The following is a 21,609-nucleotide window of genomic DNA, read 5'->3' as shown; positions in this document are numbered from 1 at the left end:
CTGTTAGAAATATACTTTTTTTAAGGTGGCCCAGAGATGGAGCGCATTTATTCCATAGATTTTATAAAATTTTTTGCGATATTTGCTGTAGTTTTGATACATGTTTTTCCACTAAATGGGTTTACAGGTTATTTTATTATTGATAATGCTGCTAGGTTTGCTGTACCCTTCTTCTTTTCAGCATCTGGATACTTTTTTGCACAAAAGATGAAGAGTGAAGAAGCTCCTTTCCACTATTTCAAGAGCTATGTCATAAAACTGATTAAACTTTATTTCGTTTGGCTCCTTTTTTACACGTGTTATGATGTTCTGCTTGTCCTTTTGAATGGAGTCGCTGTAAAAGAAAAATTAATAAAATACTTTGAACATTTTACGCTGTTAAATCTCTTTTATTACGGAAAAGGAACGAGCGGATATCAGCTTTGGTTTTTAACAGCATTAATCTGGTCTACAATCATCCTTTTTCTCTTTTTACGATTTAAACAAATGAAGTTGCTCTTTTGGTTCAGCCTTGGTTTAAACTTACTTGGCCTTTTAGGTCAGGCCTACACAATGTTTATCAAATTTCCTATCAACAGTACACGTGATGCCATGTTCTTTGGTTTGTTTTATACAACGCTTGGCGTTATGTTTGCACTAAATAATCGCTTCAGCGGGTTAAAAAAATTAAATGGAAGGACATTTCTAGGTCTAGCTCTAATCGGTATTGCTGTTCAAGCAATGGAAGGATATATATTAGATAAAGTGTTGTCAGGAAGCCATGGTGAGTACTTTTTCTCAACGATCCTTTTAACAGCCTTTCTATTTTTATTTGCTCTGCATTATAAATCGTTAGGAAAAGGATTATATCTAACAAAAGTAGGGGCAAATGCACTGGGAATATATATCATTCATGTGTTTTTCTTAGATGTGTTTAATAAATTTATCAAAGTATTAAATCTGGAAGGATTGTCTGAGAACTTCTTCTGGAATTTGTTTTATACCCTTTTTATCTTTACAGTTTCATACTTCTTTTATGATTTTCTACAAAATATAAAACGGAGCATAAAGCAGTAAAAGTTCCTCACCCCTTTTCCTCCCCATCATATTCTGTATTACATTACGAAAGGGCTAAACACCCATTTCACAGGGGAGGAATACAGATGGGCGTTGAACTAACAGCGCTGCATTGGATTTATGTTGTGTTTATCGGTTTAATTATCGGGTTCATGGTTAAGAGGCGTGATACTACTTTAATTTGTATTACCGGAATCTTTTTAATTGCCATCACAGCAACAGGTTCATTGAGTGGGTCAGTCAGCAGTATATTTAATAGTTTTATATATGCGATTACAGAGCTTCTTCCAACGATCCTTGTTATCTCTATCATTGTAGCTATGAGCAGAACATTGACCACGACAGGGATTAATGATGTGATGATCTCGCCGTTTTCAAAACTAATTAGGACTCCGGCGCTTGCTTATTGGACGATAGGTATCCTAATGATGATTATTTCGTGGTTTTTCTGGCCATCACCTGCAGTAGCGCTGATGGGTGCAGTTCTTTTGCCAGTAGCTATTCGTGTTGGCCTGCCTGCCCTAGGAGTAGCCATGGCCATGAACTTGTTTGGTCACGGTATAGCTCTTTCGGGAGATTTTATCATTCAAGCTGCTCCAAAATTAACGGCTGACGCTGCCGGACTTCCTGTAAGCGATGTGATTCGTGCAAGTGTTCCGCTCGTTTTTGTGATGGGATTAGTTACTACAATAGCGGCGTTTTACTTTTTAAAAAGAGATTTAAAGTCAGGAAAATTAACTAGCAGTACTGGGGTCACAGCCGAACCTGTACAGGAAACAACTGATCAAGAACTAAGTCTGTTGTCACAAGGACAGAAGCGGTTCTTTGCTCTATTTATTCCTTTAATGTTTGCACTTGATGTCGCAGCAATGTCAATCCTTAATTTGCAAGGCGGAGATGCGACAGCACTGATCGGCGGTACCTCAGTCTTTATCCTTCTTTTAATTACGATGGTGAGTCATAAAAATAAGGGGTTAGAAAAAACAACATCTTATTTGATTGATGGTTTTCTGTTTGGATTTAAGGTTTTCGGTCCTGTTATCCCAATCGCAGCATTCTTCTATCTCGGTGACTCAGGTTTTGGTAAAATTATTGGTGAGTTTCTGCCAAAGACATCTCATGGTATTGTGAATGATCTAGGTGTTGCTCTTGCATCTGTTGTTCCTTTAAGCAAAGAGATCGGTGCCATCACATTAACAGCTGTAGGGGCCATTACAGGTCTTGATGGTTCTGGTTTTTCAGGGATTTCTTTAGCAGGATCGGTTGCAAACATATTTGGAACGGCAATTGGAGCAGGTGCCGCTACTCTGACAGCATTAGGTCAGATCGCAGCCATTTGGGTTGGCGGAGGAACATTGGTGCCTTGGGCATTGATTCCAGCAGCAGCAATCTGTGGAGTCGATCCATTTGAACTGGCTAGAAGAAACTTAAAGCCAGTAACCATTGGTTTAGTTGTAACAACAATAGTAGCGATTTTCTTGATATGAGAAAAAGAGGAGTATGGCAATTATTGCCTCGCTCCTCTTTAACTTTTTAGTATAGGTTTGCTCTAGTGAACTCCATAAAACGCTTCATATCTTCTGTCGTAGAAAAACCAGCTTGTGCCGATTTATCACTTCCTCCGCCTTTACCATTAAAGGTCTTAAGGTTTTCTTTAAAAAACGTGCCGCATGAAATTTCTTTTGTTCCATTATGCATAAGAATAATGCGGTTCTCAGGAATTGCAGCAAATAAAAGAAGTAAATCATTTTCATTCGCCATTTTAATCGCAAGCTCTTTTGTATCCTCAAACGATTTTCCTTCAAATACATATGTAAGATTATTGTTTTTGGCATGTGTAACAAGTTCTTTGGCTAAATAACTGTTGTTTTCGTCTTTTAGACGCTTCATTTCTGCTTCCATTTCTATCTGATCAGCTTCCCATCTTTCAAGTCGGTTTAAAACTTCAATCCGGCTTGTGTTAAATTTTGCAGATATATTTCCAAGAATCTTCAAACTCTCATTATAGTCAAGTAGCGCACGTTGACCGCACTTGAAATACAATCTTACCGCACCTTTTTGTTTCTCTGCTTTCAAGAGTTTAATAATTCCGATCTCAGCTGTTGAAGCAACATGTGTCCCTCCGCAGGCATTATATTCGATTCCATCTATTTCAACGATTCGTATGTTCTCTGTAACTTTAGGCAATTTCAATAATGATAATTGTTGAAGCTCCTCTTGCGTAACAAAGTAAGTATGTACCATTCGATTTTTATAAATTTGATCGTTAACTGCTTGTTCGATTCTATCCCTTTGATTTTGATTCAGTGTATCCATCTCAATATCAATCGTTGCATAATCTGTTCCTAGATGAAAACTGATTGTGCGTGCGTCATATAAGGAATAACAAACAGCAGATAATAGATGTTGTCCAGTATGGTGCTGCATGTGGTCGAACCTTCTGTCCCAATCTAATTCACAGTTTACCGAGGAAGTTCCAGGCAACCTTTCCAATTGGTGAATCACTTCATCATTTTCAATAAATACATCTAAGACATTGATTCCATTGATGGTCCCAGTATCATTTGGCTGGCCGCCACCTGTAGGATAAAACGAGGTCCCCTCTAAAACAACAAAAAACTTCCCGTCTTTTTCAAATGCTTCTACGATAGTTGTTTTCCATTCGGCTGTATATGGTGAAGAATAATATATTTTTTCAGTCATATTATGTCATCCCTTCTTACTCTCTGCTCTTAGTTTAAACTAACATGGGTGATGAATAAAACAAAAGGAGACAACCTTGATTGGTTACCTCCCTTTTAATAGATCGTGCTAACTTCTTAAATCTTCATACCTGTATAAATGTGAATAGCATCTCTTAGGAATTCAGCAGTTCCTGGCTGTTCTTTATCATAATACGCTGTAAACCGTTTGTCATCCACATACATCTGTGCAAGGCCTGCGTGGGCTTCTTTACTATAATTGTTCCAATACAGCATCAGCCATTTTTTATGAAGATCAGCTGCTTTTTGAGCCAAATCTCCTGCAGGGTCACTTGTTTTAAAGGCTTCAGCAAGAGTTGTGTTAATTTCCTCTGCAAGCTTTGCTGCTTCATCGTGCTCACTCTGATTCATATTTAACACTTTTTCGTTTGATTGATCAACCGCATTATTTCCGTATTTTTCACGTATCTCTTTACCATATTTTTGTTCGTTCTCTTCAACCATTTGCTTTTTAAACCCTTCAAATTTCTCTTTATCTGTCATCGTAATTCTCCCTTCGTTAACTGCAATCGTCTGATCCACATTCGCGATTAGACGGTCTAATTGCTGTCGTTTGCTCAGGAGTTTTTCACGGTGTTCATGTAGTGCAGCAGCTGCATTGAATGTTGGTGATGTAATGATTTCTTTTATTTGATCTAATGGAAGTCCGAGCTCTTTGTAAAATAAAATTTGCTGCAGTCTATTCACTTCAGTCTTACCATATATTCGGTAACCTGATGAGTTGATTCTTGCCGGCTTAAGAATTGCAATCTCATCATAATATCGTAAAGTTCTGGTGCTGACTCCCGCTAGTAAACTAAGCTTTTGAATGGTGTATTCCATGTGATCACCTCCTGATAATTCTCACTTTACACCTTTACGCAACGTGAAGGTCAATGGGTATCACTTATTTTTTTGTTATTTTATTTATTATAAAAAACACTTTGAGAGCATCAAAGTGTTTTCATACAATCGATTTCATTTATTTTTTATTCAATTTTGTTTGATAAACGAGCATAGAGGATTTGTCATCATCGGGCACAGCATATAACTTTATTGCTTCATTCTTATTTTCAAGATAAACGGGGTTACGTGTAACATTATGTTCCTCACTTGAAACCAGAGAGATTGGCAGTTCATGTTCAATTTCCAGTGTTTTCATATCTAATAAAGCCAGTCCGCCTAGTTCATATTTACCTGTACTACTTCCTTGCTGAGGCAATTCTGTAATGCCGCTGCAAATCATATTCTCTTTACCAGCACTCTCGCAGTCTTGGTAATCAATAAAGTGACTAGGATTGTTAACTTTGCTTACAACCTTCCCTTTTTGATTAAACTCATAAAATCTTCTTGAACCCCAGCTTACAGCTTTTAAGTTTCCATTTTCACCGTCACGCAAGATTCCACCGATATGATCCTTGGTTCTGAACATTTCTTGGGGTTTCATAGTATTCGGATCTACTTTGTAAATAATGGATTCACTGTTTGGTCGGTACTCAGCGACCGATACCCAAATTGATTCACCATCAAATGCAATACCTCCAGGATGGTACATATCCCCTTCACCAAGTTTAATATCTTTTAAGAGCTCACCTTGTTGATTGAAAACGAACAGATGGCCAATTCCTCTTCCTGTTGAGCGGTCGTAACCTTCACGAGGCTCATCGTATTTTACTGGTTTTTCAATGATTTCAACAGAAGACATGTAAAATAAGTCCCCTATCTTTGTCATTCCTTGTGGATGATAAGTGTTAAACTGCAAATCAACTTTTTCTTTCTGCTCCCAAGCTGTATCACGTGACAATTGCTTGAAACTTTCTGTAAATTTATTTTCGTCTTGTTGAAGACTTTCTGGATTTGCAAACACAGTCGTAACAGAACCTATTGAAACAGCAACAGCTAATGTAAGAATCATATTTTTCATCATTTTTCCTCCTCAAATTCTAAAATTTTTAATGTTATTGAGGTAAAAGTAAGAGCGAATCACCAACAGGACGTTCACCTGTAGCATCTGAAGGTGAGCTTACCATTTTCTGATATATTGTCATGGTTGTAGAACCGCCTCCGTCAAGGTTCAAGGCGTTAACCGCACCTAATGACTTCATAAGCTGTGCACTTTCATTAAAGTTTGCTCCAACACTATATCCTGGTTTTCTTCCATCGATTGTGACCAAAAGTATTGAACCGTCAGCTTTTATCCCTGCAACGGTGCGAGGATGACGTTTTAGGCCGAACTGATAAAAGAATTCGGGGTAGTTAGGCTGGTGGAATCCTTCTGCAGTTGAAGGGATTTCTATTTTTCCATTCTGTAAGAGTCTAGGTCCTCCATTAATGATGTTAGTTCCTTTTCCTATTGGAAGTGTGGAATCCTCTGTAATTACCTTTTTCTTTACTTTCACTTTTTCTTGAGTTTGTAAATTTCCAAGTATCCAATTGCTGATTCTCCTGTTCCAGCTATTACAGTACTTCCAAGCGGAATTGAACCGCCACGGGAGTTTCTTATTTCAATGACTTTTCCCGTGTTGTCAATGACGGCTTCTGCACCTTCTCCCTTAGGAGTAGATGGACCGAATTTCGATGTATACTGGATCAATTCACTCGCATCCGTACAAGTAAAGTCATGTTTTGGCTGTTTAGATTCATTATCACCGATCCCACCACACCCTCTAATGAGTCCTGGTGCTCGGTTTAGCCCATCTATTTCTCGATCGCTATCATCTGATGATTGTATAGAAAGCTTAGTTGAAGCAGTGGATATGCTTGCCAGGTTCTTTTCGTTTAGTATTAGACTTGTCCGGCCATTTACCGCTTCACTTACAAGCTCGCCATCTATCATTGAAATGCCTGCGAGGTCACCTTCTGTGCCATCTTTTGGACCCATTACAAAATAACCGCCATTGATTCCTCCTAATGCATTCGTTCTTTTTGACATACTTGTCAGTGTCTCTTTTCCGGGAATTTGTTTAGCAGCTATAGTTGGCGATACACTTCCTTTAAAGGTTTTGGGATTAATCTCAATAACATTGACAGCCCACGGTCCTGTAGTTGGTTCTCCATCTTCAGCAGTAAATATAACCTTTGAATCTTTGTACCCTTTCGATACTAGTTCTTCTTGAATGACTTTAGCTTGCACCTCTTCTTGATAGGAACCGATTCTTACTACATAACCGAGTGGTTTCTGTTCTGGGTCATCTTGCGCTCTTTCCTTGATGGTTTTAATAAATGAAGTGTAGCCCTTAGATTTAAGTTTTTCTTTAAGCTCAATTGCCTCTTCTTTTTCATTAAGAAAATCTACGTCCACCATATAGGTATCGTTCTGATTTGCTTTTCCATATACAATCCGCGAGTATGAGCACCTTCTTGTAATTCTCTAGTTTCTTTATTTGAAATTTCCTTAAAAGGTAATTTGGTCTCTGCTTCAGCAGTATTGATTTTTGATATATGACTATCTGTAAAAGCTGGCAAAGAAAGCAACATTAATGCGGTTAATGTGATTTGAGCAGTTTTCTTAATAACCTTTTTTTGCGATGAAAATATTACGTTCTTCATTTATGCCTCCTTAATTATGTGATTTCTTCACTCTACTAAAAAGATATTAAGATTAAGTAAAAGGAGCATTGTTTGTTTGTAAAGTATAGTAATAAATGATAAAAAACCACATGCAAGTTTCGCATGTGGTTTCTAATTTTTTTAGCATTTAACTCATATTAAAACGTTTTTTTGTTTTCACTGCCGCAATCGTTGCAATAATGAGTGCACCCGTCGTATCGGCAATTAAATCCACCATCGTATCGAAGTTTCCTCCGCCTTGTAAGGTCATATTAAAAAATTGATCCATACTGAATTCATATATTTCCCATACAACTCCGCCAAAAACGGAAAAGGCAAGTACGAATAAGAACACGAGCCAATAAGATATATCATTTCTAGTATGTTGATGTGTCATTCGTTCATAAAGAGCTATGGCCACAAACGACAATAAAGCTCCGCTTAAGAGATGTAAGAAGGTATCCCACCAGCCTAAATGGTAAAATCCTAAAATTGACCCTAAATATTGTGATGCAAATAAAAAGGCAAAATAGGAGATCATGATCGGCATATTGAACTTTATTTTCGTAAAAAGGATTAGACATAACGGAACAAGTCCGCATAACATTCCTCCAAAAGCCACTTGATAACTATGTGTTTCACCTTTTGAAAAATAATAGAAACAAAGGCAAGCCATAAATATGACATACGCGGTGCTTAAGATTATGAGAAATTTACGTTTCATTATGTGGTCACCTCGTTCTATGAAAAACCAAGTATTTTTGTCCATAATAATTCAGCAATGTATAAAGACATGCACCGAACAATACAGAAATTTCTTTATTTGTAACAACTGATTCATCCAAAAGGAGGTCACTCACACCATAAGCGCAAAAATAAGAAAGTACAATAACCGTTGCAAAGCGAATTCCACTGGCTCCTAAAGAAGTGCTGCTTTTAAATGTGAAATTACGGTTTAATACATAACTAATAAGAGCGCCACATGTGTTGCCAATAAATGTAGACATCCAGTAGTTCAATCCAAATCCGTTCATCAAGAGAAAAATGATGGTGAGACCTATGCATGTATTTACAATACCAACCAATAGAAAACGGATAAAGGAGTTAGTTGGTTTCAGGAAGTTTCCGAAGGTTGAGATTATATGATTCATCTTTCACTCTCTGCGTATTTTTTAATGGAAGCGGCTGTGTAAAGGTTTTTGAATCAATTTCAACAGTATATTTCGGCCGGCGTTTTGACTCTTTATAAATCTTTCCTATATATTCACCAATCAGGCCAATTCCTATTAATTGGAGACCTCCAATGAGCCATATGGATGTAATAAGGGATGTCCACCCTGTTTCGGTCTCCCCGATAAATTTTAAGGAGAAAAAATATATACCGAATAGAAGACTGACAAAGAATGAAACAAGACCTGTGATGAGAACAAACCTTATTGGGGTTACAGAGAAAGAGGTAATACCATCGAATGCAAAATAAAGCATCTTTTTCAGCGGGTATTTGGTTTCTCCTGCTAGGCGTTCCTTTCGATCATAATAAACAGAAGTTGATTTATATCCGATTAAAGGCACAATACCTCGTAAAAACATATTAACTTCCTCGAATTTCTCTAATTCTTGCAATGCTCGTTTACTCATTAAACGGAAGTCTGCATGATTATAAACAAGGTTTACACCCATTTTATTCATTAATTTATAAAATAACTCTGCACTGCTGCGCTTAAAAAATGTGTCACAATCCCTTTTTTTCCTCACACCATATACGATGTCATGCCCTTTTTTAAACCTATCAACAAAAGTCGGGATAACTTGAATATCGTCTTGAAGGTCAGCATCAATGGATAAAACACAATCAGATGTGTCCTTTGCAGTAAAAAGACCAGCTAGTAAAGCATTCTGATGTCCAACATTACGAGAAAGTTTTAATCCTCTGATATGAGTGTCTGTTAAACTTCGTTTATGGATAATTGACCAAGTTAGGTCCTTGCTGCCATCATCTACAAATAACAAATTACTCTCGCTTGAGACCTGTTCCTCTGCGATCATTATCATTAAAAGTTTGTGCAAGCAATCAATTGTTGTTGGCAATACCTCCTCCTCATTGTAACAAGGAACAACAATCGTCAAAACCGGTTGTTTCATCTGTGCACCTCCTGGCTGCTTACTTCGCTTTGTATAAATGAATTTTCCAAGCTGCTGCATCTGATACGAACACTTTCTCTAGCTGCAATCCTAATTCTGCAGCATTATCGATTGGGAGCGCTGAAAATATGTATTCCCCGCCTAATTGTTTAAAAGGCTTGATATTAAGCTGAAGATTGTCCAATCTTTCGGTCGAATCCTTTTTAAACATATAATGTTTCCCAAGCTGATCGGTAAAAATGTAGCAACGTCCTCCCCATTCATCAAAATACGTACGAAGTCTTTTGTTTTTTTGAAGCTCTTTCTCCATTATTTCCCGAAACCTATATTTGTATGTTAATGGGTAAAAATTGTTATACGTATCAAGGGTATAAAAACCGTTATATTGTGCAATTGCAGGATGAATTCCAATACTAGCGACTCGGTAACTCGCTAATGGTTTTGCAATATACTCTTCAATCTCCTGAAACAAATCTTTTGCATAAAATTCTTTAACACTCGGTTTTTTTCTATAAATGATTTCATCGTTAAACAAAAAGAGTATGGTAATTTGACCAATGATAAAGTATGGAATGACGGTTTTTAGAACCTTGCCATGATTCATAATAATCTTCAGACCAAGAGCAAATCCCATATATATAACAAGTGGACGTAAAAAGTGAAACCGTGCAAAATTAAACGTATCCATAAAGTGAAAACGTTCTGTTAACGGCCGCCAGCCTTTATAAAACCAAAAGGCGTACCAGGCAGATAAAGCGAAATTAAAAACAAATAGAAAAACAAAAACTTTCTCCTGTTTCCATAGTCTTTTAAAGAGAATTAAGTATAAAGCGAGTACGGTTACAAAGAGTATAAACAAACCATGTACGGTCATTACATGTGTATGTCCGAGCACAAAGTTCTTGAAAGTGAGTCTCGTTACCCACCAAAAAGGTAAACGTGCATGGAAATATTCATCTCTTGTATTTGGCTCATCATCAAAGATAAACGAATAGACAAGACGATATTCAACCACAAGAAATACGGTAGTCATATAGACAATGGAAAAGAAAAAACGCCAATTCCACCCTTTTCCTCGGATAACAGCCACAAACCAAAAGATTCCTAAGGCAAATAAAAAGAAGAAAAAACCTAGTACAAAACTAGCGTAAAATGGGAGCAGTGTGAGAACTATGTAGTTTCTCCACGCTTTTTCTCCATTACGAATATTTAGAAACGCCCACAATGCTAAAGGCATTCCTAGTGTACTAAGCATTCCAGACGGCCAGAATGGAGTAAGTGCAAATGCTAGTGCTGTACCGATTGAGATTAAGGTATACTTTTCCCCAGATAAATAATGTGTTTTTAATAGTAAATACATGCCGATAAATGCGAAAATCCGAGTGATCGCTTGGCTGATGATATATGCGGTCATTGTGGGAAAAATGGCATGCAGCCAAACGATTCCGCTAAATTCTGTTCCTAGTGCGTTCCTTGGAAGTCCGTTTATAATTTGAGGAATCGTTGAATGTACATCTCCAAACAGCATACCGCTCTCATTAAGTACCCTGTACCAAGCAAGGTTGGAATCAAGATTATCGTGGACACGAATGTGTGCATTCTCACCTAAAATGAATAAGGGAGATAAATATAAAATGATAACGAAAAATGAAAAATATAAACATTTACGTTCAAAAGAATTAACATTTTTAAGAAACACTCATAACACCCCATCATTAAAATAGAGTCGATTAACAGGTTTCACATAATAAAAACTTTGTATACTTTGAATTTATCCATGAAAAAAAGACACTATGAAGTGCCTTTAAGCTAATTTTATGTTTACAACACGTTTATTCAAAGTCCGATCTACCAAAAGTGCTTTTTATTATGTAGAAAGTGGATAAATAAGCTATTGTTTTCAATAGAGGAAAAAAAGAAGATTGCTAGCTAAACGATTATGGATACAAGAAGAAGGTTTTATGATGACAAATAAGTATTTTGAAAAGAAAAAGCTTTTTCAACTGATACTCACACTGATTTCAGCATGTATAGGCGGGTTAGTCTTCACTCTTATGAACTGGCCGATTCCTTGGCTGCTAGGCTCCATGACTGCTGTTTTAGTAGTAAACCAATTAGGGTGGACTAAACTGTATTGGCCAATCGCGTTAAGAAATACAGGATTGATCATAGTTGGTTATTCAATAGGTTTAACCTTTACAAAACAATCTTTACACTTAATGATTTCACAGCTTCCGTCCATGGCGTTCATGACAATTCTTCTCTTAATAATATGTGCTGGTATGGCGTTTATCATATCCCGATTAACCAGCATAAATTTCCCGACTGCTCTAACAAGTTCTATTCCTGGCGGCTTATCCCAAATTATTACGTTTGCAGAAGAAACAAAAGGGATTGATATTACCACAGTAACCTTTTTTCAAGTAACACGCCTCATTGTTATAATCTTTGCTGTTCCGTTTCTCATATTTAGCCCATTATTTACAAAGGAAGGCATTCAAACTATACCAGATGTCATTACGGAGGGTACACAAAGTTCTTTTTTTCCACAATTCATCCTATTCGCCATTTTCTCAATCGTAATGGCCTTTATTGGAAAGAAAATAAAATTACCAACCGCCTATCTTTTAGGTCCTATCTTGGGAATCGCTATATTAAATGTATTCGGAATATCAGGTCCATCACTTCCTGGCTCTATTCTTGATGTTTCCCAACTCTTAATAGGCGGTTATATTGGGTTGTTGTTAAAGCCGGAAAAATTAAAAAGGAAAGCCAGCATGATTCCTATAGCCCTGATTAGTGGCATGATGTTAGTGGGTATTGCACTCGGTCTAAGTTTTCTGCTTATTCACCTGTACCACTTTTCTCCCATCACTAGTTTCCTAAGTCTCGCCCCAGGAGGAGCAGATCAAATGGGGATAATAGGACACGAATTAGAAGCAGATGTTACAATGATTACAGGTTATCAACTCTTCAGGATATTATTTATTTTTTTCGCTGTACCACCGTTATTAAAATGGGTAATGCGGTTTCATATGAATAAAGAAGCGTTAAAGCATGAGTAATGATTCACTTTGTTAAATATTAAAACATCCCAATGTAAAACAGACGTTTGGGATGTTTTTTATGTCTTCTAAGTTTTAAGTTTTAACAAATTATTCTAACAACATTCACTTTCTAATTCGTACTACTTTTCCGCCGTTAACGTTTATCATGCTTTTTACATCAATTTTCACTAAAGAATAAGGAGAGCCTCCTCCTGTATAAATGTGAGTAAGCTCTGTTACGTTTGAATCAATTAAAAAAGTTGCTTTAAACCCAAAAGACGGAACACCACCAAGAGGAAATCCTGTAAGAGATTGAATTTCCTCTTCTGTTGCTAGTCTAGGTCGTACGATATTCAGTGCTTTAGCAACGCGTGATGTACTTGCTCGATCTTCCCCTTTTACAATGGCGACAATCAATTGATTCTCGGTATCCATCATACAAATATTCTTTACAAATTCATGACTGGAAGCACCTATCGCAATGGCTGCATCATGTACAGTATGGCACGATTTTGAAGTAATGATATGTGACGCATCTAAGTTATGTTTCATTATATAATCTTTTATAGAAGCATGAAAGTTTTCCATGTAGTTTTCTCCTTTTTACTGGTTACTTTTAGGTGCTAAATTTAACTGTTTCCAGGCTTCTGCTATTTCGTCACCTATCTCATTGATCACTTCATTTGTTTTAAAATAATGCTTATGGGAAAGGGGTGTGGAGCTGCTGATCAAATCTCCGCTATTCACTTCAACATCTTCTGCAACTGCCCTTTTGTATGATTCATTTAACGATTTTAATGGGTAGCCGAAAATGTCATCTTTATCATAGATGTTAACCCACTTACCTTTAAGAGTAGGATAATAGTTCTTCAAATGAGGTGATGGAACTTGAATTGGAATGTCAAAATCAGCATATCTAAGACTCCATAAAGCAAGCGGACTGCCTAATGAATAGAAACTCGTTAGCGTATATCCCTTCTCTAGTGGTGTTTCGTTTATATTTTGTTTTATATCATCATGAATCCGTTCAGATATGAATTGTAAATCATAAAAATAATTGCTTGTAATAACAGTACCTAAGCTATGTGCAACAACAAACAATGGAGCATCTTCACCAGCTTTTTCACTTAAAATTTTTAGTCCTCTTGCATAAACCTCGTGGACTTTTATGTAATTTGGATTGTAATTGAATGCGGGCTGATAGGCGATTGCGTCACCAAAAAAGTGGATGACAAATTGCCTTAATTTCTTAAAGTCTAATTCTGTTCCTTGATTGAGTTTTTCCCACAATAGGTTTTCTTTTTCATTAAAAACACTTCCCCAATAAATAGGCTGAATGATTAATTCATTTTCAGGTTCTTCATAATACGGCTTAATGTTTTGTGAAAATCTTTTTGTTAAGACTTCAGCAAATAAATCAGAAAAGTCCTCAGTTTGGTTCCCAATCCCATGCAGAATCGCTACTGCTATTTTTCTGGCCATGATTCATTCACATCCTTTTTTATTTGTGGTCAATAAAATTAGAGAATACGTGTATGGCTAAACATCAATACTAAAAACAGAATGCGAGGTGCTGTTTTTTGAAGAAGAATCGGTTTCATGTTTTCCTTTTTATTTCTGTGATTGGATTCTTGATCTGGTCATCTATAAAACCTTCACATTATCCAATATGGATTCTTGAAGTCGGTCCATCGGTAATTATCTTAATTGTTGTACTATCTTTTTACAAAAAAGTCAGGCTGACCACTCTCTCTTACTTTATAATTGCGCTTTTAACCATACTCACGTTTATTGGTGGACATTACACATATGACGATGTACCCTGGTTTGATTGGCTTCAAGATCAATATGATTTAAAGCGAAATGATTATGACCGGTTTGGTCATTTTATGAAAGGATTAGTTGTCATTGTATTTCGCGAAATCCTACTAATAAAAACATCCTTGACATCGGGAAAATGGGTTCAGTTTCTCGCTTTTTGTATGACTTTAACGGTTTCTGCTAGCTATGAAATCATAGAGTGGCTTGCAGCGCAAATAGCTAGACGTAAAACAAAAGATTTTGTTGGCGCACAAGGTGACATTTGGGATGCACAATGGGATATGTCACTGACTCTGATTGGCTCAATCATTGCCTTATGGTTATTCACCCGCTGGCATAATCGGTTAATCCCTGATCTCAAAGAAAAACATTGGTCTTGAATTATATTAGATCATTATATTGTAAACCCTTCTTCCGTGATTTCCCTCTTCTATAAATTTTAGCTCTTTGACTAACAATAGACAGAGGTGATTTTCATGCTAAAAATGGTTTCTATACTCTGCACTTTTGTTTCTGGATCTTTACTCTTTTTTGCTTGGTCTGGGTATTTAGAAAAAGAATTTGAGGTTGATGAATATCGAGGTTATGTGATTGAAAAAAAGAATATAGAGCTGACTAATGATATAGGTACTTTTCTTGTTACACAGCCGAGTCATAAAATTAAATTTTCTGACGGTACAGAGTTAGTGGTGCCTTATTCCATATATAAAAAGATAAAAGAAAATCATTATACAGTCATAATAAAACAAAAAGACAATATGACCATATTAAAATAAAAGAAGCCTGGAATAAATTCAGACTTCTTGATCTGCTTAAAATCTAACATCTGTATCGGGAAATATGGAAATGTATGGAGAATAGGTAAGCAACCGTGAACATAATTAGAAAATAACTTGCAAAAAAAATATCGAACTTAGAGAACCCTATTTCATAAAAAAAGGTTCTCTTTTTACTTGCATCAAACCTTTTTGCTTCCATCGCAACTGCAATGCGATGTGCACGGCGAATACTTTGTGACAACAAAGGAATCATTAGGATATTCATCCTTTTAAACAGGTTCCTTTGTCCTTGAACACCTCTTACTTTTTGCGCATTGCGTATGGTTTGCAATTCTTCTATCATAATTGGAATTAATCGTATAGCCGCCATAAAGGTATAGGCATACTTTGGAGATAGTTTAAGCTGCTGCATCAAAGAATAAAAAAGTTTAACAGGTTGTGTTGTTAATGCAAAAGTTAAACTCAGCATTGCAAATGACAGAGCTCTACACCCTATATGTATCCCCCGAATTAAGCTCTCCTTGGTTATATGCACGTACGCCCATTTGAATAGCGTGGTTTCACCTTTACCAAACAAAATCATAGATGTTGATGTAGATAAAAAAATAAATAAAAAAGGAATTAACAATAAAAAGATATGCTTATAGGAGTATCCTGTACCAAAAAGAAACAACAGTGCTATGACAAGTGTGAATAGTATCATAAAATGAAGCTGATGAATGGTGATGGCAAAAACAAATAGACACAACAAGATTATTAGTTTTAAAGAAGGATTAGTTTTATGCAGCCAGGTCTCTTTACAGTTAAAAAATGTGTTCATATAAGCGCTCCTCTTTAGACCACATACAGTTAGAAACCTTGCGATCATTGACTAACTCGCCTTTCTTCACTTCCCATACTCGTGTTGCAAAATGCTTAAGTATTTGGGAATCATGTGTCACCATAATGATCATGCTTCCTTCTTGCCTTTTGTTTTCCAGCCATTCTAGCATCTTAAACGTGTTTATTAAATCTTGCCCGAATGTTGGTTCATCAAGCAATATTACCTTTGGTTGTTGAATGAATGCAGAAGCGACACTTAGCTTTCTTTTTTGTCCGATAGATAGTTGAAACGGATGATGCTTTTCCTTTCCTGTAAGCCCAAAGGTAGTTAAGATCTCTTCTGCTTTAGCTATATTTTCTGGATTTTGCTCAGTTCCATATGTCATTTCATCGTATACCGAATTTGTTAAAAATTGATACTCTGGGTTTTGGAATACAAGATAAGCCAAGCCGTACAAATCATTGATTTTTTTAATCGTCAAATTATTAATTTGATAGCTGCCGGAACTTTTTATTAGCTGCATCAGTGATAATAACAATGTACTCTTGCCTGCTCCATTCTCACCAACCACCATGATCCACTCGCCAGAATGAACGCTTGTACTTCCTAACGATATTTTTAATTCCTTGTTACGATACCCTTTAAAGTTATCAAGATATAGTGAGGTTTGTTGCTTACTCTCGATAATGGAGGAACTTTCCTTTTTATATTCGCTCCAGGCACCAGGATACCAAATGCCATACTGTTTAAGTTTCTCTTTGTAATGTGAAAAGATGCTGAAAGAATCCCCATCGGCTAGAATTTCTCCATCAGGAGTAAAAACAATCGTACGGTTAACAAAATCGATGATCTGTTCAATTTTGTGCTCCACGATAATTAACGTTTTATCCTCGCCTATTTTTTTTACCGTTTCCCATATTTGTTCAGTTCCACTTTCATCAATTAGTGAAGTAGGTTCGTCAAAAAAAATAACGTCAGGATCCAGCGCTAATACAGATGCAATGGCTAAACGCTGTTTCATTCCGCCTGAAAGGTTTTGAATGGGTGTGTGGATATCCTTCAAATGCAAACCTACTTCATTCAATAACTCCTCTATCCTGCTTGGCATCTCATGCCTTGGAACCTGTAAGTTCTCCAATACAAACGCGATCTCTTCATCAACATATGGCATACAAAACTGTGTCTCAGGATCTTGAAAAATAAACCCCCATTTATCAGGAATTTGTATACTGTCAAACTTAATAGGAATTTCAACTGATCGAGGGATAATTCCAGAAAGAACTTGCAGGAGAGTGGATTTACCACATCCCGAAGGTCCTAGTAATAGAACTTTTTCACCTTTCTTAAACGATAAATTTAAGTCTTTAAAAAGCAAGCCATCTTCACCAGGAAACTTTAATCTTAAGTTTTTCAGAGAGGACACTGTGTCCATTTATATCACCTCAATCATCTATTTAGAGCTTCATAATCTTTCTTTGATGAGGGACGAACAAGTTTAGTAACTCCTGTTGCTTCTAATGTTTTCGTAATGGAAACAGCAAATACCCCTGTGAAAACGATTGAACCTATCAGCCTGAATGCAATAAATAGTATAAGATTCCATGTAGATAGATCTCCAACATACCCTTTGTAAAAGTCTAAGATGAAAGACCCCGCACAAGCGCTAATTGCGGCGAGAGAAATGACAAATAGATCAAACCTCTTATAGCGAAATGCCATTAAGACTATTTCAGCAAATAAACCTTGAACAACACCGTATAGTAATACTTCTAGACCGAATTCAGACCCCATTAAAAACTCTCCTGAGGATGCGGCAATTTCTGCTAAAAGAGCGACCCCTGGTTTTCGAATGATTAGGAATGCTACAGTTGCAGCCATAAACCACATACCATAGATTAATTGATCAATATGAAGCCCTAAAGGTTTAACAGCATAATAAAGAGGTCCCCAAATCTTATAAATAATTCCAAAGCCAATGGATATGACAATGGTTACTAAAATATCAGTTAACTTTAGCCTCTTAGACATTTCTTGTTTCCCTCCCGACTTTGGTGGCAAAAGTGCCGTATGAAACAGGCCATTTTTCCAATGTATAAGCCATTTCCCAAAATAAATATTCGTACTCACAGCTGATTAAGAAATGGCGAGTCATTTTATTCTTTTCCGATTCACTAGCTTTATCTGCTAGTTCATCCAACCGAAAAATCTGTTCTTGCACGAGTTGCGAAAACCACTCACCACCATAAGCTGCAATCCACTCTTGATAAATCGGTTCCTGTGGTGTTGCTTCTTTAAACCTTTTACCGATTTCTTGATAAATCCAATAACATGGTAGAATAGCTGCAATTATTTCTCCTAAACTACCTGACTCTGCGACTCGGTATAGATGAGATGTATAATGGTACGCAGTTGGAGCAGGTTCGAAATTTGCTAATTCTTCGTCTGTAATCTGCAGTTGTTTCATAAATGTTTCGTGAAGCGCTAATTCTGCATCATTGGTTCCTTGCGCATGAGCCGCCATTCTTGAAGTCGTATATAGATCTTCAGCTCTCGCAGCTGCCATGGCTTGAACTCTAGCAAAATGAGATAAATAATAGGAATCTTGCAAGACATAATATGTAAAGTTTACTAATGGCAGGTTTCCATCTGCAATTCCTTTTACAAAGGGATGATGAAGATTGGCTTCCCAGACAGAATGGGCTTTCTCTCGTAAGTGTTCGGTAAATTTTTTCATGTGGATCCTCCTTGTTATTGTAAGTGATTGACTTTAAAGCAATAATCTTTTAGATAAGAACTCAATAAAAAAACCACTTTCAATAGAGAAAGTGGTTGTATATGGAGAACAGTACATTATGTATAAAGCTCCGCAACACCACTTCCCTACGCTGGTATAATCCAGATCAGGTTCTAAGAGTCTCAAAGTCACACTTCGATCTCAGCCTTATGAAAGGCACCCCTAGTGGTTTTAGTATTAAGTTGTTATCATGTTTTAAATAATAGCAGGCTCGTTAAAATTGTCAACCGTTTTGAAGGAACCCTTTGAATACGAGCAGCCTGAAGCTAAAAAAGGGCTAAACCTAAAAATGGTTTTGCCCTTTACAGCCAACGATTATTTGCTCATTGTCTCCGTTAGTACAGGTACGATTTGTTTTTTGCGAGAAACAACGCCTTTAAGGATCGCTGTGTTGTTCTCTAACTTCACGTTGTATGCATCTTCAACAGATTGTGCTCTTTTTCCAAGGGCAAGAGCTGTTGAGTCATTTGTTAGAATATCTGTAACAACAAACATGAACAGATCTAAACCTTTTTCATCAATAACTTTTGTAATGGCATTTTCAAGTTCAGCTTGATGCTTTAATACATCACTAGCATCAACGGTATTTACTTGTGCTACCTCAACTTTACTTGCACCAATATTGAATTCTTTAGCATCTAGTGAGATAAGTTCATCAACTGATTTATCGCTTAAGTCAGCACCTGCTTTAAGCATTTCAAGACCGTAAGTCTCAGCATCTACGCCTGCAATTTCAGCAAGTTCACGTGCTGCTTCAACATCCTCTTCTGTACAAGTCGGTGATTTGAATAAAAGAGAATCCGATATTATCGCAGAAAGCATAAGACCAGCGATGTTCTTTTCTACCTCAACGCCTTTTTCTTTGTACATCTTGTTCAAGATGGTTGCCGTACACCCAACAGGCTCTGCACGGTAATAAAGAGGATCGCTTGTTTCAAAGTTTGCGATGCGGTGATGATCAATGACCTCTAGTACTCGGACTTTGTCGATATCGTTCGCACTTTGCTGACGCTCATTATGGTCAACTAAAATGACCGATTTTGTTTCATCTGAAACATGTTCAACTAGACGTGGAAGATCAGCTTTAAAGTATTCTAATGCGTACTTCGTTTCACCGTTAATTTCTCCAAGGCGGATTGCTTCTACATTTTGTCCTAATTTAGACTTCAGATCAGCATATACGATCGCTGAAGTAATCGTGTCAGTATCTGGATTTTTGTGTCCAAAGATAAGTACTTTTTCCATGCTTCTACTCCTTATGAATACATAAATTATTTTTTAATAACCAAGCCTTATTTTATCATAATTGAACAGCATGTGGCTTTTGGAGTTTATTGTAGCATGGAAAAAAGCATTAAGGCAAAACCGTACTTCCCATCAATGATTGATCTACTTGACGAGCACAGTCACGCCCTTCTTGAATTGCCCAAACGATCAGACTTTGACCACGTCTAGAATCACCAGCTGCAAATATTCCCTCTACGTTTGTTTTATAGTCTCCATGCTTGGCATCTACTTTATTGTTCTTAGTTTCAACACCAAATTTTTTTAAAACGGGCTGTTCAGTACCCTCAAAACCAATGGCAATAAAAACAAGATCTGCCGGCCATACTTTTTCGGATCCAGGGATCTCTTCAAAGACAATATTACCTTGGTCATCTGATGTTCTTTTCATTTGAATGGTATGAAGTTCTTTTAAATTTCCCTCAGCATCAGATACTATTTTTTTTGTTTGGACAGAGTACTCTCTTGGATCGTGGCCATATTGAGCCGTAGCTTCTTCATAGGCGTAGTCCATTGTAAAAATGTTAGGCTGTTCTGGCCACATGTTCGCATTGCTTCGTGCATTTGGGAGCTTCGGATGTTTGCCGAATTGAACAACGCTCTTACACTTTTGACGAAGGGCAGTCGCTACACAGTCAGCACCTGTATCTCCGCCGCCTATGACAATTACGTCTTTTCCCTCTGCATCTATCAAAGGCTCATTCACTTCAATGTTCAACAATCTTTTTGTAGCCTGAGTTAAATAGTTCATGGCAAAGTGCACACCTTTGGACTCTCTTCCTTCGAGCTTCAAGTCTCTTTGTTTCTGTGCACCTGTACAAAGGATAATAGAATCATATTGAGATTTTAGTTCTTCAGGCATTATATCTTTTCCTACTTCAGTATTTAAAACAAAGTCAATGCCTTCTTGTCTTAATAATGTGATTCTTCTCTCCACAATCTCTTTGTCCAGCTTCATGTTAGGGATTCCGTATGTTAACAATCCGCCCGCTCTATCATCTCGTTCGTAAACAGTTACAGAATGACCTGCTTGGTTTAATTGATCGGCTGCAGCAAGTCCAGCTGGACCTGAACCAATGATCGCTACTTTCTTCCCTGTTCTTTTTTCTGGAATCCTAGGTTGAATCCAGCCATTCTCAAATCCTTTGTCAATGATCGCTCTTTCAATGTTCTTAATGGTTACAGCGGGTCCTGCAAGTTCTACCGTACATGAACCTTCACAAGGTGCTGGGCAAACCCGTCCTGTAAACTCAGGAAAATTGTTTGTTTTCATTAGACGATCCAGGGCTTCTTTCCATTTTCCGCGATAAACAAGATCATTCCACTCAGGAATCAGATTGTTAATGGGGCAGCCTGCAGCTGCCCCGTTGATTTCAAGCCCGATATGACAAAAAGGTGTCCCGCAATCCATACATCTTGCACCTTGTCTTTTTAACATATCTTCAGGCTGTTTTTCAGTGTATTCTTTCCAATCTTTAAGACGGTGGAGAGGTTTTCTCTCTATCGTTTCTTCACGAGGGAATTCCAAAAATCCGGTTGGTTTACCCATATTCAATCTCTCCTTTCATCTCAA

General features: G+C 37.1%; 23 protein-coding genes and 1 riboswitch. Of the genes, 5 read left to right on the top strand and 18 right to left on the bottom strand.

Annotation, left to right across the window (positions count from 1 at the left end):
* Window positions 1–36 precede the first annotated feature (36 nt).
* Both AWM68_RS11440 and AWM68_RS11435 read left to right on the top strand, forming a co-directional pair.
* Window positions 37–1,056, top strand: a complete 1,020-nt coding sequence (locus AWM68_RS11440) for an acyltransferase (RefSeq protein ID WP_066241502.1) — start codon at window positions 37–39, stop codon at window positions 1,054–1,056.
* Window positions 1,057–1,142: 86 nt separating this feature from the next.
* The gene (locus tag AWM68_RS11435; RefSeq protein WP_066241499.1) at window positions 1,143–2,543 is read left to right on the top strand and encodes a hypothetical protein; all 1,401 of its coding nucleotides are present in this window, start codon (window positions 1,143–1,145) and stop codon (window positions 2,541–2,543) included.
* 46 nt (window positions 2,544–2,589) lie between these two features.
* On the opposite strand, the gene AWM68_RS11430 is transcribed toward AWM68_RS11435, so the two are convergent.
* The 10 genes from AWM68_RS11430 to AWM68_RS11385 all read right to left on the bottom strand — a co-directional run bounded on the left by AWM68_RS11430 (window position 2,590) and on the right by AWM68_RS11385 (window position 11,187).
* Entirely contained in the window at window positions 2,590–3,759 is a 1,170-nt protein-coding gene (locus tag AWM68_RS11430) for an alanyl-tRNA editing protein (RefSeq protein WP_066241497.1), read from the bottom strand.
* A 116-nt stretch (window positions 3,760–3,875) separates the two neighbouring features.
* Window positions 3,876–4,640: a MerR family transcriptional regulator gene (locus AWM68_RS11425; protein WP_066241492.1), complete on the bottom strand. Its 765-nt coding sequence runs from the start codon at window positions 4,638–4,640 to the stop codon at window positions 3,876–3,878.
* Window positions 4,641–4,779: 139 nt separating this feature from the next.
* Window positions 4,780–5,721: a DUF6454 family protein gene (locus tag AWM68_RS11420; protein WP_066241489.1), complete on the bottom strand. Its 942-nt coding sequence runs from the start codon at window positions 5,719–5,721 to the stop codon at window positions 4,780–4,782.
* Window positions 5,722–5,755: 34 nt separating this feature from the next.
* Window positions 5,756–6,196 (bottom strand): phosphodiester glycosidase family protein, encoded by a 441-nt coding sequence (locus tag AWM68_RS11415; protein WP_066241486.1) that lies wholly within the window; start codon window positions 6,194–6,196, stop codon window positions 5,756–5,758.
* Window positions 6,193–7,101: an SPOR domain-containing protein gene (locus AWM68_RS11410; RefSeq protein WP_066241484.1), complete on the bottom strand. Its 909-nt coding sequence runs from the start codon at window positions 7,099–7,101 to the stop codon at window positions 6,193–6,195. The genes AWM68_RS11415 and AWM68_RS11410 overlap by 4 nt, the downstream gene beginning before the upstream one ends.
* On the bottom strand, window positions 7,089–7,346 hold the full coding sequence (locus AWM68_RS11405; protein WP_066241481.1) for a hypothetical protein: 258 nt from the start codon (window positions 7,344–7,346) through the stop codon (window positions 7,089–7,091). Before AWM68_RS11405 ends, AWM68_RS11410 begins: the two co-directional genes overlap by 13 nt.
* Window positions 7,347–7,494: 148 nt before the next feature.
* Window positions 7,495–8,070 (bottom strand): hypothetical protein, encoded by a 576-nt coding sequence (locus tag AWM68_RS11400; RefSeq protein WP_066241479.1) that lies wholly within the window; start codon window positions 8,068–8,070, stop codon window positions 7,495–7,497.
* Between the two features lie 7 nt (window positions 8,071–8,077).
* Window positions 8,078–8,497 carry a GtrA family protein gene (locus AWM68_RS11395; protein WP_066241477.1) on the bottom strand — a complete coding sequence of 140 codons (420 nt, stop codon included), beginning with the start codon at window positions 8,495–8,497 and terminating at the stop codon, window positions 8,078–8,080.
* Window positions 8,451–9,488: a glycosyltransferase gene (locus tag AWM68_RS11390; protein WP_066242458.1), complete on the bottom strand. Its 1,038-nt coding sequence runs from the start codon at window positions 9,486–9,488 to the stop codon at window positions 8,451–8,453. Before AWM68_RS11390 ends, AWM68_RS11395 begins: the two co-directional genes overlap by 47 nt.
* A gap of 19 nt (window positions 9,489–9,507) precedes the next feature.
* Window positions 9,508–11,187 carry a DUF6044 family protein gene (locus AWM68_RS11385; protein WP_066241472.1) on the bottom strand — a complete coding sequence of 560 codons (1,680 nt, stop codon included), beginning with the start codon at window positions 11,185–11,187 and terminating at the stop codon, window positions 9,508–9,510.
* A gap of 223 nt (window positions 11,188–11,410) precedes the next feature.
* Between AWM68_RS11385 and AWM68_RS11380 the strand changes: the two genes are divergently transcribed.
* Window positions 11,411–12,553 carry an AbrB family transcriptional regulator gene (locus tag AWM68_RS11380; protein WP_231868416.1) on the top strand — a complete coding sequence of 381 codons (1,143 nt, stop codon included), beginning with the start codon at window positions 11,411–11,413 and terminating at the stop codon, window positions 12,551–12,553.
* Window positions 12,554–12,658: 105 nt separating this feature from the next.
* On the opposite strand, the gene AWM68_RS11375 is transcribed toward AWM68_RS11380, so the two are convergent.
* Window positions 12,659–13,123, bottom strand: a complete 465-nt coding sequence (locus tag AWM68_RS11375; protein WP_066241470.1) for an aminoacyl-tRNA deacylase — start codon at window positions 13,121–13,123, stop codon at window positions 12,659–12,661.
* 15 nt (window positions 13,124–13,138) lie between these two features.
* A complete protein-coding gene (locus AWM68_RS11370) occupies window positions 13,139–14,017 on the bottom strand; it encodes a hypothetical protein (RefSeq protein WP_066241467.1) in 879 nt (292 codons plus the stop codon).
* A 98-nt stretch (window positions 14,018–14,115) separates the two neighbouring features.
* Between AWM68_RS11370 and AWM68_RS11365 the strand changes: the two genes are divergently transcribed.
* Complete coding sequence (locus AWM68_RS11365) at window positions 14,116–14,736, top strand: DUF2238 domain-containing protein (RefSeq protein ID WP_066241463.1); 621 nt, start codon at window positions 14,116–14,118, stop codon at window positions 14,734–14,736.
* Between the two features lie 96 nt (window positions 14,737–14,832).
* Complete coding sequence (locus AWM68_RS11360) at window positions 14,833–15,132, top strand: hypothetical protein (protein ID WP_066241460.1); 300 nt, start codon at window positions 14,833–14,835, stop codon at window positions 15,130–15,132.
* A 43-nt stretch (window positions 15,133–15,175) separates the two neighbouring features.
* Here the strand turns inward: AWM68_RS11360 and AWM68_RS11355 are convergent, their stop codons facing one another.
* The 6 genes from AWM68_RS11355 to AWM68_RS11330 all read right to left on the bottom strand — a co-directional run bounded on the left by AWM68_RS11355 (window position 15,176) and on the right by AWM68_RS11330 (window position 21,585).
* Window positions 15,176–15,955, bottom strand: coding sequence for an energy-coupling factor transporter transmembrane component T family protein (locus AWM68_RS11355; protein WP_066241458.1), 780 nt, complete (start codon window positions 15,953–15,955; stop codon window positions 15,176–15,178).
* Window positions 15,939–17,390, bottom strand: a complete 1,452-nt coding sequence (locus AWM68_RS11350; RefSeq protein WP_066241455.1) for an ABC transporter ATP-binding protein — start codon at window positions 17,388–17,390, stop codon at window positions 15,939–15,941. The genes AWM68_RS11355 and AWM68_RS11350 overlap by 17 nt, the downstream gene beginning before the upstream one ends.
* Window positions 17,391–17,404: 14 nt before the next feature.
* A complete protein-coding gene (locus tag AWM68_RS11345) occupies window positions 17,405–17,986 on the bottom strand; it encodes an ECF transporter S component (protein ID WP_066241452.1) in 582 nt (193 codons plus the stop codon).
* Window positions 17,979–18,692 carry a thiaminase II gene (gene tenA, locus AWM68_RS11340; protein ID WP_066241450.1) on the bottom strand — a complete coding sequence of 238 codons (714 nt, stop codon included), beginning with the start codon at window positions 18,690–18,692 and terminating at the stop codon, window positions 17,979–17,981. Before tenA ends, AWM68_RS11345 begins: the two co-directional genes overlap by 8 nt.
* A 126-nt stretch (window positions 18,693–18,818) precedes the next feature.
* Window positions 18,819–18,926, bottom strand: a riboswitch (TPP riboswitch).
* Between the two features lie 141 nt (window positions 18,927–19,067).
* Window positions 19,068–19,997 (bottom strand): manganese-dependent inorganic pyrophosphatase, encoded by a 930-nt coding sequence (locus AWM68_RS11335; protein WP_066241448.1) that lies wholly within the window; start codon window positions 19,995–19,997, stop codon window positions 19,068–19,070.
* A 109-nt stretch (window positions 19,998–20,106) separates the two neighbouring features.
* A complete protein-coding gene (locus tag AWM68_RS11330; protein ID WP_066241446.1) occupies window positions 20,107–21,585 on the bottom strand; it encodes a glutamate synthase subunit beta in 1,479 nt (492 codons plus the stop codon).
* Window positions 21,586–21,609: the final 24 nt, after the last annotated feature.

The organism is Fictibacillus phosphorivorans, from assembly GCF_001619875.1.
Taxonomy (GTDB): domain Bacteria; phylum Bacillota; class Bacilli; order Bacillales; family Fictibacillaceae; genus Fictibacillus; species Fictibacillus phosphorivorans_B.
Note: the sequence above shows the minus strand (reverse complement) of the source record. Positions and strands in the feature narration are given on the sequence as shown.